The 14,403-nt window shown below is 66.4% G+C and carries 10 protein-coding genes and 1 tRNA gene; 4 read left to right on the top strand and 7 right to left on the bottom strand.

The window, feature by feature from the left end; genetic code table 11:
- Nucleotides 1-876 (top strand): SDR family NAD(P)-dependent oxidoreductase (locus ACLQ6X_RS01535; protein ID WP_411698398.1); only part of this gene is annotated, 876 nt, incomplete at its 5' end.
- A 16-nt stretch (nucleotides 877-892) separates the two neighbouring features.
- On the opposite strand, the gene ACLQ6X_RS01530 is transcribed toward ACLQ6X_RS01535, so the two are convergent.
- The 7 genes from ACLQ6X_RS01530 to ACLQ6X_RS01500 form a co-directional block, all read right to left on the bottom strand.
- Nucleotides 893-1,531 (bottom strand): ScbR family autoregulator-binding transcription factor, encoded by a 639-nt coding sequence (locus ACLQ6X_RS01530; RefSeq protein WP_411698397.1) that lies wholly within the window; start codon nucleotides 1,529-1,531, stop codon nucleotides 893-895.
- Nucleotides 1,532-1,671: 140 nt separating this feature from the next.
- Nucleotides 1,672-5,796: a metallophosphoesterase gene (locus tag ACLQ6X_RS01525; protein ID WP_411698396.1), complete on the bottom strand. Its 4,125-nt coding sequence runs from the start codon at nucleotides 5,794-5,796 to the stop codon at nucleotides 1,672-1,674.
- A gap of 50 nt (nucleotides 5,797-5,846) precedes the next feature.
- On the bottom strand, nucleotides 5,847-7,970 hold the full coding sequence (locus tag ACLQ6X_RS01520; RefSeq protein WP_411698395.1) for a fibronectin type III domain-containing protein: 2,124 nt from the start codon (nucleotides 7,968-7,970) through the stop codon (nucleotides 5,847-5,849).
- A 399-nt stretch (nucleotides 7,971-8,369) separates the two neighbouring features.
- A complete protein-coding gene (locus ACLQ6X_RS01515) occupies nucleotides 8,370-8,684 on the bottom strand; it encodes a hypothetical protein (RefSeq protein WP_411698394.1) in 315 nt (104 codons plus the stop codon).
- Nucleotides 8,685-8,785: 101 nt separating this feature from the next.
- Nucleotides 8,786-10,387, bottom strand: coding sequence for a sensor histidine kinase (locus ACLQ6X_RS01510; RefSeq protein ID WP_411698393.1), 1,602 nt, complete (start codon nucleotides 10,385-10,387; stop codon nucleotides 8,786-8,788).
- 157 nt (nucleotides 10,388-10,544) lie between these two features.
- Complete coding sequence (locus tag ACLQ6X_RS01505; protein WP_411698392.1) at nucleotides 10,545-10,751, bottom strand: hypothetical protein; 207 nt, start codon at nucleotides 10,749-10,751, stop codon at nucleotides 10,545-10,547.
- A 231-nt stretch (nucleotides 10,752-10,982) separates the two neighbouring features.
- A tRNA-Ser gene (locus tag ACLQ6X_RS01500) sits at nucleotides 10,983-11,073 on the bottom strand.
- 117 nt (nucleotides 11,074-11,190) lie between these two features.
- Here ACLQ6X_RS01500 and ACLQ6X_RS01495 point away from each other — a divergent pair.
- Genes ACLQ6X_RS01495 through ACLQ6X_RS01485 form a run of 3 tightly spaced genes read left to right on the top strand, consistent with a single transcriptional unit; the run spans nucleotide 11,191 to nucleotide 14,368 of the window.
- The gene (locus ACLQ6X_RS01495) at nucleotides 11,191-12,444 is read left to right on the top strand and encodes an efflux RND transporter periplasmic adaptor subunit (protein WP_411698391.1); all 1,254 of its coding nucleotides are present in this window, start codon (nucleotides 11,191-11,193) and stop codon (nucleotides 12,442-12,444) included.
- Complete coding sequence (locus ACLQ6X_RS01490) at nucleotides 12,444-13,154, top strand: ABC transporter ATP-binding protein (protein ID WP_411698390.1); 711 nt, start codon at nucleotides 12,444-12,446, stop codon at nucleotides 13,152-13,154. The genes ACLQ6X_RS01495 and ACLQ6X_RS01490 overlap by 1 nt, the downstream gene beginning before the upstream one ends.
- Nucleotides 13,151-14,368, top strand: a complete 1,218-nt coding sequence (locus tag ACLQ6X_RS01485; protein ID WP_411698389.1) for an ABC transporter permease — start codon at nucleotides 13,151-13,153, stop codon at nucleotides 14,366-14,368. Before ACLQ6X_RS01490 ends, ACLQ6X_RS01485 begins: the two co-directional genes overlap by 4 nt.
- The last annotated feature ends 35 nt before the right edge of the window (nucleotides 14,369-14,403 follow it).

Genomic DNA, 14,403 nt, shown 5'->3' with positions numbered 1-14,403 from the left:
ACCCAGGAGCTCATCGACACCCTCGTCGCCCGCGTCGAAGCCGGCGAGGTCCCCGAGGGCGGCGCCCCCGTCGACGTGATCGAAGAGACCGCGGATGTCCCGGTGGAGCGTGAACCGTGGGTGGAGCGCATCGACTCCGGACGTTTCAGCGGCAAGACGATCATCGTGACGGGCGCCGGATCCGGCATCGGCCGCGCCACCGCCTCACGCGTCGCCCGCGAGGGCGGCCGTGTCATCGCGGTCGACATCTCGCAGGAACGCCTCGACGAATTCGTCGCGGCAACGCCGGGTGGCGACATCGTCGTGGTCGTGGCGAACATCACCGACGACGAGGCGATCGCGGCCATCGTGGCGGCGGCGGGCGACCGCATCGACGGCCTCGCCAACATCGCCGGGATCATGGACGACATGACACCGATCGGCGAGGTCTCCGACGCCGTGTGGAACCGGGTTTTCTCGATCAACGTCGACGGCACGATGAAGCTCATGCGCGCGGTCATCCCCGCGATGCTCGCCCAGGCGAGCGGTTCGATCGTGAACACCGCGTCGGAGGCCGCGCTGCGCGGTTCCGCGGCGGGCGCCGCCTACACCGCGTCGAAGCACGCTGTCGTCGGCCTCACCAAGAGCAGCGCGTTCATGTACGGCCCGAGCGGCATCCGTGTCAACGCGGTCGCACCCGGTCCCACGATCACCAACATCGAGGCCACCTTCGCGTCTCCGCTCGGCGCCGAGCGCGTGCGCGTCGGTATGTCGGTGATGCCCGACGCGGTCGAGAGCGATGCGCTCGCGGCATCCATCACCTTCCTGCTCAGCGATGACGGTGTCAATGTGAACGGCGTCGTGCTGCCCTCCGACGGCGGCTGGTCTGCCGCGTAGGCACTCGCCTCAGGTGCTACTCGGCGGGGATGAGTCCGTCGAGTAGCGCTTGCGCGCCCGGAGCCCGTCCCTCCGCCACGACGGCGGCGAAGAGGAACATCCACATCTCGCGGATGCGCGGCATCAGGTCTTCGCGCCCGGTGAAGGTGTCGGACACCAGCTGCACACCCGTGTAGGCGGGGATCAGAAACCTTGCGAAGACGTTCGGGTCGACGTCGGCCCGGAAGTCGCCCTCCTGCACCGCCCGCTCTGCGATCGTCGAGAACGTCGTGAGCCACTGCTCGTAGGGCGCCCGCAGCGGCGGCTCGAGGTTCGCGTTCTCGGTGGTGAGCCTGATGCCCGCCTGGACTATCGGGTCGACCCTGAGCCGCTGGGCCAGGTCCACGCACAGCATCAGCATCGTCTCGAGCGCCGACCGGTTCAGCTGCATGATGCGGGTGCCCGACTCGATCGCGAGCAGCTGCTCCTTGTCGATCACGGCGCGCGCGATCTCCTCCTTCGTCGAGAAGTGGAAGTACAGCGCGCCGCGGGTCGTGCCCGCCTCGAGGGCGATGTCCGCCGTGGTCGTGGCCACGTATCCGAGCCGACAGAAGGTGCTGGCCGCGCCGTCGATGAGGCGGTCGCGCGTGATCTGCGCCCGTTCCTGTCGCGCCATGGAGAGTCCAATCCGGTAGAACTCTCATTTTAGGCCGACGGATGACACGGGCCGGCGCACCCCCTAGCTGTCGCCTGCGCCTGCGCTGTGCCACGCGGGGCGACGCCTGTGAAAGCGCGCCACCCCACTGTCGAACTACCTCACTTGGCCCGGTGCATCACAACCAGCCCGGCCGGGAATCGGTCACGCGCTGACACGTAGACCTGACCTTTCGACGGGTCGACGGAGATTCCGTAGACCTTGTTGCCGTAGGCACTGCCCGGGTAGTTGACGATCGTCGACAGGTCGCCCGCCTTCAGCACCAGCACACCGCTCGCGTCGAAGGTGTCGCTCTGGTGCGCGAGATAGAGGCGCTGGGCCAGAGGGTCCACCGCCACCGCCCGCAGGTCGGGTGCCGTGACTGCGAGCGACTGCACCAGCGGGTAGTCGGCCGTCTTCGTGTCGTAGACGCGCACGCCATCGGTTCCCGCTGCCACGTTGTTCGTGACGTAGAGACGCCCGGTGCTCGCGTCGAACGCGACGCCGTGCGACTGCCAGTTGGTGCCGGCTGTCGCGACCAGCGCGAGGTTCGCTCCGGTCGTGGCATCCATCACCTGGAAGCCGGTCTGTCGGGTCGTGCCGAACACTCGGCCGCCCTCGAGATCGACATCGATTCCGCGAACGTTCGCCGTGAACGCGAACGGTCCGCGCTTCACCGCGTCGGTGGCGATGTCGATGACCGCCCACGCTGCACCGTAGGCGACATAGAGCTCGCCCTTCGCGCTGTCGATGGCCACGTCGCGAACGCCCTCGGCTTCACCGCCGGCGATCGCGTGGGTCGCGATCACCCTGTCGGTTGCCGGGTCGATCTCGATGACCCGCGCCGGTCGTTGTTCGTTACCCACGAACAGGTGACCGGTGGCCGGGTCGACGACCGAACCGACCGGTTTGGTGTCGAGGTCGGGGTTCTCGGCCACTCCGGGAATCACTGTGAGCGACGACGCCGTGTAGTCGGTGCCGGCGGGCGGTGTCTCCGGTTCGGGGTCGGTCGGGTCGGTCGGGTCGGTCGGAGGCGTTCCTCCGCCGGGAAGACCGGCACCCACGCGGTGGCTGATGGTGACAGCTACCGCGCTAGATTCCGACCCCGGCGGGTTGAGGCGGAAGTCACGGTTCGAGACGAATACGCGCTGGTACTTCTCGTCGACCGAGATGCCGTAGCCGTCTTTGCCGTACTTGGGGTCGGCGTTGTCGGAGAGCAGCTCGCCCGTTTTCAGGTCGTGCACCGAGAATCCGCCCGAGCCCACGGCCGTGCCGGTGTAGCCGACGTAGACGAGACCGTTGGTTCCATCGATGTCGACCTGGCGCGGGTTGGCGCGGCTGGTCTTCTCCCACAGCTGGGCATAGTCGTTCGCCGCGTCGAACACCTCGATGTTCTTCGCGTCGGCCACGTCGCTGAAGTAGGTCACAGCGACAAGTCCGTTCGCAGAGTCTGCCGCCACATAGTACGCGTCGGCCGTGCCGTTGATCACGCCGAGCGACTGACCGGTGACCGCATCGAGCACCTCGACACCGCGTGAAGGAACCGCGCCGTAGACGACCCCGAGCTTCGGGTCGACATCGATCGACCGGTTCGACTCGATGAACGGGAAGGGCCCGCGCACGACGTTTCCGAACGTGGCATCCGCAATAGACACGACCACCCAGTTGCGGTTCTGCTGGCCCACGTAGAGCAGCTTGTTCGCATCGTCGATACCGATGTCGCGAATGTTCTCGGGAAGTGTCATCTCGCGCACGATCGTGTCGGTGGTCGGGTTGACCTCGAAGATCTTGCGGCCGTTCTGGTCGCCCAGGTACAGCAGACCGCGGCTCTCCGAATAGGCCGAGCCGGCGGGCAGCGTGGCCTTCGATTTGTCGACGGATGCCACGGATCCGGCGCTCTCGTAGGCGAGAGTCTCGGGCAGCACACGTTCGCTGACGGTGACGGCCGCGGAGACCGTCTCCGACCCGGGCGGGTTCAGGCGGAAGTCGCGGTTGGAGACGAACACGCGCTGGCGCTCCTCGTCGACCGAGATGCCGTAGCCGTCCTTGCCGAATTTGGCCCCCGGGAAGTCGCCGAGCTTGGTGCCGGTTTTCGCGTCGTGAACGCTGAACCCGCCGCGGGTGTCGGTGGTTCCGGTGTAGCCCACGTAGAGCAGACCGTTGGTCGAATCGGCGTCCACCTGGCGAGGGCTCTCACGCGTCGTGATGTCCCAGAGTTGCGCGTAGCCATTGTCGACGTCGAAGGCTTCGACGTTCTTGGCGTCGGGCACATCGCTGAAGTAGGTCGTGGTCACGATGCCGTTGGCGGGATCCGCCGCCACGTAGTAGGCGTCGGCCGTGCCGTTGATCACGCCGAGCGATTCGCCCGTGACAGCGTCGAGGACCTCGACGCCGCGCGACGGAACCGCGCCATAGACGACACCGCGCTGCGGGTCGACGTCGATCGAGCGGTTCGACTCGATGAACGGGAACGGGCCGCGCACTATCTGGCCGTAGGTCGCCGCAGCGAACGAAACGACAACCCAGTTGCGGTTCTGCTGTCCCACGTAGAGCAGCTTGTTCGCGTCGTCGATGCCGATGTCCCGAATATTTTCGGGCAGGGTCATCTGGTTCACAACCGTGTCGGTGTCGGGGTCCATCTCGAAGATGGTGCGGCCGTTCTGGTCGCCGAGGAACAGGTGGTCGAGCTCCTGCGAGAACGCGGAACCGGCGGGCAGCTGGGCCGCGGGCTTCGCGACCGACTTCAGGTCGCCGACGACGCGGTAGTCGACGGTCGTTCCGGGATCGGTGGGGTCGGGGTCTTCTCCGCCCGGGTCGGGGTTCGGGTTGCAGCCGAGGCACGGGCCGGTGTCGCCCGGATCGATGATCTGGGGCTTCTCGTCGTCGGTCACGGCCTTGCCGCTCGCGTTCTTGACGATGGTGAGGCCGTCGTAGTACTCGCCGTCGGCGGTGCGCGACTCGTACCGCAGTTCGTCGCCCTTCACGTCGATCAGCTGGTACAGCTCGATGCCGCCACCGAGCTTGCGCAGGTGAGCGTCGTTCTCGGTCCACAACCGCGGACCGGCTCCCGAGTACATCTTCGAGCCGACGACCGACACGGCGTAGACCGGCCCGTCGTAGTTCAGCTCGGCATCCCAGCCGGCCGGGTTGCCCTCCTCGGCGGCGGTTGTGTTGCCTCGACCGTAGTTGTGGTCGTGGCCCTGCAAAACGAGGTCGACGTTGTACGACTCGAACAGCGGCACCCAGGCCTCGCGAATCGCACGGTTGTTGCGCCCCTCGTCGAGCGAGAACACCGGGTGATGGAAGTACACCACGGTCCACTTGTTCGGATTGGTCTTCAGCGCGTTGTCGAGCCACGCCGTCTGCACGGCGAGAGCCGCGGCATCCGTAATGTTGCTGTTCAACGAGATGAACCGCACGCCCTGATAGTCGCTGTAGTAGACGGTGCCGTCGAGCAGTTTCTCGATCTCGGCGCTGCCGGTCGGGCCGTTCTGGGGATAGGCGAACTGCGCCTGCCACTGGCGCGAGAGCTCTTCGCCCTCGTACTCGTGGTTGCCCGCTGCGGCGAGGAAGTTCTGCGTACCGAACTGGTAGCCGGCGGCGTCGAACACCTCACCCCACTGCGCATCGTCGTTCGCGTCGTCGATGAGGTCGCCGGCCTGCAGCACGATGCTCGCGTCGGGACGGTCGCGGAACGCGTTGCGGATGACACGGGATGCGTCGCTCTTGATGCCGTTCTGCACGTCGCCGAGGTAGATGAACGAGAACGGGTCGGCGGTCGCCGACGCCGTGGTGAAGTGCTGCCACTCGCTGAAGTTCGTGCCGTCGCCCACGCGGTACATGTACTGGGTTTTCGCGGTCAGCCCGGTGAACTTCACCGTGTGGAAGGTCTCCGAATATCCCTTGTCGGTTGGGACGGGGGTGTTGTCGGATGCCGCTACGACCGTGTAGTCCGTCGGGTACGGCGTGGCCGTCGCGACACGGATCTGCGCCTGCGCCTGCGCCGGCGTCACCGCGTCAGACGTGCGCCAGGTCACGGCCTGCGAGTTGGACAGGTCGCCGCTGGGCGTGAGAACGATACGGTCGGGCACTCGTGACGGGCCGTGTTGCTCGATCGGCGTGGGCGTTGCAGCCTGGGCCGGGGTCGCCGAGAACGCCGGCGAGAACAAGCTCGCCGCGATGGCGACCGTGGCGAAAGCCGCGAGGGCTCTTTTGCCCCGGCCAGCGCGATATGACGTGATCGTCATGTGGGTAGAACCTTTCCGAAATCTGTTCGGTGAAGTAACGGGTGCGGGGCTCATGCGGATGCTCCCCGGGCGAGGCGACGACGACGGGCGATGAAGACGGCGCCGAGACCGAGCAGGACGGATGCGCCGCCGACGATCAGCGCGATGCCGACCCCGGTTGCGCCCGTGTTGGCGAGGTTGCGAACGCCGGTGCTCTCGGCTCCGACCGCGAGGATGCGGACGGTCTGCTCGGCGGTGACGCCCGATTCGAGACCGCGGACGATCACCGTGTGCACGCCCGGGGTGACACCCGCGGGGATGTGCGCCGTGAAGCTCACCGTGCCTGCCGCGTCGGCCTTGGTGAAGCCGAGAGTGATCGGGTCGGAGTGCAGGGTGATCTCGGTGTCTTCGTTCGGCTTGAATCCGGACACCTTGAGCGACAGCGCTCCCCCGGCCGCGACGCCCGTCGCCGAGAGTTCCAGCTTGGTGGGCGTGTAGACCTCGGGGGCCGTCGGAGTCGTGGGCTTGGTGGGGGTTGTCGGCGTCGTCGGCGGGGTTGTCGGCGTCGTGGGGGTTGTCGGCGTCGTCGGCGGCGCTTCTGTCGGAACCGGTGTCGGCGCGCCCGTCGGAACCGGTGTCGGCGCGTCCGTCGGAACCGGGGTGGGGTTGTCAGTCGGAACCGGTGTCGGGGTCGGCTCGGGGTCAGGCGTCGTGACCTGGCCGGGCACTGTCGCGACCGGTCGCGTCGGCGCGGCGATGTCGGCGCGGGCCGAACCCGGGCCTGAAGCGCGCGGTGTCAGATCGTCGGTGACCAGCTTCACGCCGTCGTCCGACTTCGTGATGGTGAAACCGTCGAACAGCTCTCCGGTGACCTTGCGGCTCTCGACGTGCAGCTCGCCGCTGGTCACGTCGACGGTCTGGAACATCTGGGTGTCGCGGTTCATGCTGCGCATGTTGGCACCGTTGCTGACCCAGTTGTTGCTGGCCGGGTCATCCGGAACATACATCTTCGGTCCCGCAACGGAGACCAGGTAAACCGGCCCCGTCTGGCTGTTCTCGGCGGTAGCGCCCGTCGGCAGGTTCGCTTCATTGGCGAACAGGTTTCCCCGACCGTAGGCGTGGTCGTGGCCCTGCAGCACGAGGTCGACGTTGTGCTTTTCGAAGATCGGCAGCCACGCGTCGCGCAACGTCTTGTTGTCGCGCCCCGAGGTCACCGAGAAGACCGGCTGGTGGAACGACACGACGCTCCACTTGTTCGGGTTCGTCTCGAGTACGCCGTCGAGCCACGCGCTCTGCGCGGCGAGGTCGTCGCCGTTGATCGTCGAGGCGTTGAGCGAGATGAAACGCACGCCCTGGAAGTCGGTGAAGTACACCGTTTCGCTGAACGCCGCTTTCTGCGTGGGGGTGCCGTCGGGCCCGTTGTCGGGGTAGGCGAACTGCGCCTTCCAGTAGCGGGTGAGTGCCGGCCCGGGGTAGTACTCGTGGTTGCCGGGGGTGGCGAGCACGTTCAGGTAGGAGTTGGAGAAGCCCGCAGCGCCGAACCATTCGCCCCACTCGGCGTCGGCGACGTCGGTGTCGATGAGGTCGCCAAGGTGAACGACGGCCTTCGCGTAGGGTCGCGATTCGTACGCGGCCCGGAAGGCGCGCGACGCGTACGACTTGACGTCGTTCTGGGCGTCGCCCTGCACGATGAACGAGAACGGCGTGCCCGGGGCCGCGGCAGTCTCGAACTCGAACCATTCGCTCCAGGTGTCGCCGTCGCCCACGCGGTACAGGTACGCGGTGTTCGCCGCCAAGCCGGTGATTTCGGCCGAGTGGTACTTGATCGTGTAGCCGAGGTCGGTCGCGAACTCGACGGTGCTCACGGCAGTGATCGTGCGCGATGATGCGACCGGGCCGTCGGTCATGTCGGCTAGCTGCACCTGGGGCGCGGTGACCGCGGTCGAGGTGCGCCAGGACACGTTCTGGGTCGACATCGGAGTCGTCGACGGAGTCAGGATGACGCGGTCGGGAACCGCGGAGGCAACGTGAACCGTAGCGGGGCTGACGGGCGGCGGCGCGAGACCACCGCCGGCGGCGAAAGCGATTCCGCCGCCGACTGCCACCATCGCGATGGAGGCGACAATGGCCCCCGCGACGACAATGTTGCGTTTGTTGGTCGCCGTTCGAGCGCGCGACAAGACATCGACTTTCATGCTGTGGTGAACCCCTTTTAGCGTTCTGCTGTGAGTGTGCCGTCAGATCGGGTGGGCACGAAGGCCAACGTTATCGACGCATTTCCTGCCACCGAGGAGGGGCAATTCAGAGTTCACACACCCGTCGATATGGGCATTCCTCGTTCACGCCAAAACACAACTATTCATCTTGTCTGAAAAACGACGGCAGTTTTTCGCTTGCGCCGTGCAAGATTTGGCAGCTTGGACCGGTCACAACGAAGTGAAATGAGCACGAGAGTCACGCCGGCGCCCTGGCTCGCAGACGCCTCTTCCGGACCCACGGGGTCGTCGAATCTGAGCTGTCGGGCCCCATCGACGCCCGGAGAAAACTCAGCCAAGGAGGGAGGGAGCCGGGATATCGGCTCTCAATGCACCGGACTAACGCAGGGCAGCGGGAATGGTGTCCGGGTGATCCCACGCGATGTCGAGGCCCTGGTTTCTGACTTGATCACGGAGCTGCCGGTCTAGCGCGGTGATCGCGGCCTCGGCGACCTGGCTGTCCGCGGCGACGAAATCGAGCCGCATGGTGACCAGGTTCTCGGTGATGAGCACTCGTCCCACGTCAGGAACATTGATGATGAGCGAGTCGTCGTAGACACGCACGCTGGTGAAGTGGCGTCTCAGACACTGCTCGAGCAGGTGCAGAACGCTCACGGAATCACGCGGCTTGACGGTGGCGCTGACTGCGATCATCTCCACAGGATGCCGCGCTTGCGTAGCCCGGAGGTGAACGGAACCTGCGCGCAACCTGCCAAACCTGTTTCGGGCATATTTCACCGCGCCCGCCGGGGGGCTCAGGACAGTCGCATCGTCAATGTCATTCGAGTGCCGCCGCCGGGTGCCGCTTCGACGGTCACCGCTCCTTTGTGGGCGTTCATGATGTTCTTGACGACGAAGAGTCCGAGCCCGAATCCCTGCACGGCCTCGGCGCGTGCATACTGGGTTCGATAGAAGCGGTCGAAAGCGAGGCCCCGCTCGGCGCGTGTCATCCCGGGTCCGCTGTCGGTCACGCTGATCCGAACGGAGTCGGCATCGGCGGCCTGTGAGACCGTAACCGTGCTTCCGGTCGGACTGAATTTGATCGCGTTCGCGATGAGCTCGCCGAGCGCCTGCGCGATTCTGTCGGCGTCGATCGGAGCGACGGACGTGCCGCTCGCGGCGTTCTCAAGGGTGATACCCCGCCGTCGCGCGCTTTCGGCAGCGCGCTGCACGCACGACCCGATGAGTGCGACGACATCGGTGGCCTCCACGCGCAGTTCCAGCGCGGTGTTGGCAGACCCCGCCATGTAGGAGATCCTGTCGGTCAGGGTGTTCATGTTGCGTTGCACGATCTTGAGGTAGCCGATTGCGTCTGACTGCGTCTGCGGGTCGAGGTCGTCGACGATCAGCTCCAGATACCCGAGCACCGATGTCAGCGGGGTCCGTAGTTCGTGGGAGACAGTGCCGAGGAACTCCTCGCGCACGGAGATGGCCGCCGCAAGCTCGGTGATGTCGTAGGCCATGACGACCGTGCCCAGGAGAACGCCGTCTTCTCTGTGCACTCGACGCGAAGAGGCGAGGATTGCGGCCTGCTGGTCGGGCGGGCCGAGCCACTCCAGGTGGTCCTCGAGCAGTTCGCCGCGGAGGGCCCGAGGGATGATCTGCTGGTCGATGGGGATGGTGGTCTTGCGGTCGGCGGCGAGAACCTGTTCGCCTCCGTACGGCGGCTGGTCCAGCTCGAAGCCGACGGCGCGGGTCATGCCCCGCGCCTGGGCGTTCGACAGCAGCAGTTCGTTGTCGGAGGAGTAAAACGCCACCCCTGCGTTGACGGTGTCGAGGATGTTGCGCGACAGTATCTCGTTGTCGAGGGCCCGACGCAGCGTTACGGCCTGTTCGCGACTTGCCTCCGCGAGCTTCTCGGCGTTGCGGCGCAGTTGGAGGGCTGCGAGGTTTACGACGAGAGCGATGCCGGTGACGAGCGCGGGCAGGGTGATCACGTTCAGCCATTCGACCCCGTCCGCTGGCCAGGTGCCGCTGTAGGCGAATGGGAAGGCGGAGATGAAGCACGCACCGGCAATGGCGACGAGCACGACCTTGCTGCGGAATCCGTAAGCGAGCCAGAGTATGGGGAAGACCACGAGGATGCCGACCGAGGGAATGACGAAGATGAGTTCCGTGCGCATCAACGTGACGCCCACGATGTCGGTGACGGCCACGAGGATCATCCACGACTGCGCGATCTTTTCCCACGGGAAGAGGATCAGGGCCAGAGAGGCGAAAGCGATGACGGCCAGCCCAGCCGGCAAAAGGCCCGAGCTATACGACTCCGGCAAAACGAGGGCCGTCGCGATCGCTATGAACAAGGCGCCCGCCAAGAGCGGCAGCTGAGCCGGCAGGAAGACCTGAAGTCGGCCCAATTGTGTCGTCTGTAACTCGAACATCGACATAACGCAGGCCTCTCCGTTATCAGCGTCGCTGACACACGCAGCCTACCCGCACGCGGGAGACGCGCTTTACCGACGCGGATTCACCTTACCGAAGGATGCTCGCGCCGCTCCGGATTCGGATGCCAGGTTAGCCACCACGCTTGCGACGCTGAAGCTCCCGTACTGACCCCACGATCAGGTAGATTCCGACTGCCCAGAGGAACAGCCCGAGCACGGGCAGGGGAAGACCGCTGTTGCGCCCGAACTCGTCGTGGTTGAAAAATCCGAGGGCTCCACCTGCAAGGAGGGCGATAGCAAAACCGATGGTCGATTTTGGCTTTGGAATCGGAATCACAGTGCTTGCCCCGAGGGCGGCAGGGCCGCCGTCGACGGTGATCGACTATCCATTTTCTGTTCCTAACTACCCGCCACGAGACTAGCTCGCCGAGTGACCCGCAGCCGGTAGCGATGAGCTGGATGACGTCCGGCTCGCATCGCGCGGAGGCGAATGTGGGCAAACCAGAAATCTAGTAGCACCCGGGCATAGAAAAAACCCCGTAATCACAAGGATGACGGGGTTTGTTTCTGGCGGAACCGGTGGGATTTGAACCCACGGTGGGCTCAACACCCACACAACTTTTCGAGAGTTGCACCTTCGGCCGCTCGGACACGGTTCCGAGGACGATCTTAGTACAGAGATGGCCCGCATCCAGAATCGAGCGTCCCGAACGGCACACGGCCGTTTCACAGGTTCGGCCTAGAGCCCGCATAGACCGCTCCCGCACTCTGCGGGAATGAAGATCTCCCGACCCGTGCTCATCAACACGTCCCTAGGCATTGTGATCGCGGGCGCCATAGCCGCGAGCCTCCTCATCCTGCTGCCCGCGCAGGCGAGCACCTCGACCGAGGCGACGCAGCTCACCTCGACCGTGCAGCAAGGGACCGTGAGCAGCACGATCACCGCGTCCGGTTCCGTCGCGGCGTGGCGCGAGGTCATCGCCGACTTCGCCGTCTCCGGCACGATCGCCACCGTCGATGTCGCGCTCGGGCAGGCGGTCTCAGAGGGTCAGCAGGTCGGCTCGCTCGATCCGACCGACCTGGACAAAGCGGTGGCCTCGGCCACGAATACGCTGACCAGGGCCAAGACCGACCTCGCAACGGCGAACGCCGCCGTCGCGACAGCGACCGCCGACGCGTCATCCACCGATCAGCAGACCGCCTCGGGTGCGGCGCAAGAACTGTCGAGTGCCAAGACCCAGGTTCTCGACGCGAAGGACACGGTGGCGGATGCCACGGACGCCCTCGCCACCGCGACGGCCAATCGCGCTGACGCCGTGCTCGTGGCACCCTTCGGCGGCATCGTCACGGCGGTCGGCGGAACGGTCGGCGGCAGCAGCGGTTCGAGCTCCTCCAGCGGCTCCACCACCGAGGCGGCTACCGGCACCACGACCACCTCCTCGACCGGCTTCGTCACCATCGCCGACACCTCGAAGATGACCATGACCGCCGCGATCGCCGAGGCCGACATCGCCCTCGTCGCGGTCGGGCAGACGGCCGACGTCACGTTCCCCGCACTCGCCGACGTCACGGCGACCGCGACCGTCACCGCGATCGCGCCGACCGGCACCACGAGCAACTCGGTGGTCACCTATTCGACGACCATCACGCTCGACTCCGTGCCCGCCGAGCTGCGACTCGGCCAGACCGCCGAGGTCACCATCACCACCGTCAGCTCTGCCGCCGATGCGCTCTACGTGCCGACCGCGGCGATCACCACCGCGACCGACGGCACCTCGACGGTAGACGTGATCGGCGACGACGACGAGGTGACCACGACCCCAGTCGAACTCGGCGTGGCCGGCGACGCAGGCACCGAGATCACCTCCGGCCTCACCGAGGGCCAGACGATCGTGCTCGGCGAGGTGGCCGCGACCACCGGGACCGACACCGGCACGACCACCGAGCAGGGCGGCTTCGGCGGCGGGGGTGCCGGCCGGACCGGCGGCTTCACTCCCCCGACCGGTGGCACGTTCCCCGGCGGCAACTGATGACTCTCGTACTCGAACTCGACAAGGTGCAGCAGGTCTACGGCACGGGAGAGGCCGCCGTGCACGCCCTGCGCGGCATCGACCTGGCCGTCGAGGCCGGCGACTACGTGGCCATCATGGGGCCGTCGGGATCGGGCAAGTCCACGCTGATGAACCTGCTCGGATGTCTCGACATCGCCTCGCACGGAACCTACTCGCTGGCCGGCCACGATGTCGCCGCGCTCACCGAGAACGAGCTGGCCAAGGTGCGCAACCGGGAGATCGGGTTCATCTTCCAGTCGTTCAACCTGATCGCGCGCATGTCGGCCCTCGCCAACGTGGAGCTTCCGCTGATCTACGGCGGCGTGGGACGCGGCGAGCGCCGCCAACGCGCGCTCGAGGCGCTCGACAGCGTCGGGCTCGCCGCGCGCTCCGGCCATGAACCCCAGGAACTCTCCGGCGGCCAGCAGCAACGCGTCGCGATCGCTCGCGCTCTCGTGACCAACCCCACGCTCATCCTCGCCGACGAGCCGACCGGAAACCTCGACAACGAGTCGACCGACGACATCCTCGGCCTGTTCGACTCGCTCGCCGCCCACGGAAAGACCATCGTGATCATCACCCACGAAGACCACGTCGCCGAACGCGCGCACCGCGTCATCACCATCAGCGACGGACTCATCGTCGACGACCGGCTCAACGCGCACGCCGCCAAGGCGGTGCTCGCGTGAGCATCTTCGAGATCCTCATCTCGGCCTTCCGCGGCGTAACGGCAAACAAGCTGCGTTCCATCCTGACCCTCCTCGGGGTCATGATCGGGGTTGCCTCCGTCATTCTGCTGCTCGCCGTGGGCAACGGTTCGGCCCAGGAGGTCAAGAACGCCATTTCGAGCCTCGGCGCCAACACCATCACGGTGCGGGCGAGCGGGATGGGCGGTGGTGGAGGAGAGGAGTCCACCGCGGCGAGCACCGACAAGGTGATCACCACGGCGGTGGCAGACCAGCTCGCGGCAGCCGACCTCGGCCACGTGTCATCCGTCACCCCTCAGGTGAGCACGAGCCTCACGGTGTCGTCGACCAACGCGTCGAGCGACAGCGTCAGCATCGTCGGCACCACGACGAACTACTTCGACGTGGGCACCACCGGCGTCGGCACCGGCGAGGCGTTCACCGACGCCGAGGTCACCAGCTCGGCCAAGGTCGCGGTGATCGGCCAGACCCTCGCGACCACGCTCTTCCCCTCCGCCTCGGCGCTCGGCGAATCGATCTCCGTCGACGGCACGCCGTTCACCGTGGTGGGCGTGCTCGAGAACCAGAGCAGCACCGGCGCGACCGACGCGAATTTCGTGGTGATCGCGCCCATCACGCGCATCCAGAAGTCGTTCACCGGGTTCGGCGCAGTCTCCACGCTCTCGGTGGAGGCCACCGACTCCGACTCGGTCGACGCTGCGGAGGGGGAGATCGAGATCATGCTCAACCAGCTGCTCGGCCAGACCGAAGACGACGAGAGCTACTCGATCAGCAACCAGAGCTCCCTGCTCGAGACCCAGGAGGAGAGCGCCGACAGCTTCACAGTGCTGCTCGGCGTCGTCGCGGCGATCAGCCTGCTCGTCGGAGGCATCGGCGTCACCAACGTGATGCTCGTCTCGGTGACCGAACGCACCAAGGAGATCGGTATTCGCAAGGCGCTCGGCGCCACCCGGGGCGCGATCCTCGGCCAGTTCCTCGCGGAGGCGGCGACGCTCACCCTCCTCGGCGGACTGCTGGGGGTGGTCGCCGCGCTCATCGGGGCGAACTACGAGATCTACGGCACCCAGCCCGTGGTCCTCGACTACTCCATCCCGCTCGCCCTCGGCGTCTCGGTCGCGATCGGCGTCTTCTTCGGCGTCTACCCGGCCGGCCGCGCCGCGGCCATGCGCCCCATCCAGGCCCTCCGGGCCGCCTGACCCCGCCTGACCCCCCACTCAACCAAAACCAAAGG

The organism is Conyzicola sp., from assembly GCF_046714715.1.
Taxonomy (GTDB): Bacteria; Actinomycetota; Actinomycetes; order Actinomycetales; family Microbacteriaceae; genus Conyzicola.
The sequence above is the reverse complement of the archived record's forward strand: the minus strand, read 5'-3'. Positions and strand labels throughout refer to the sequence as shown.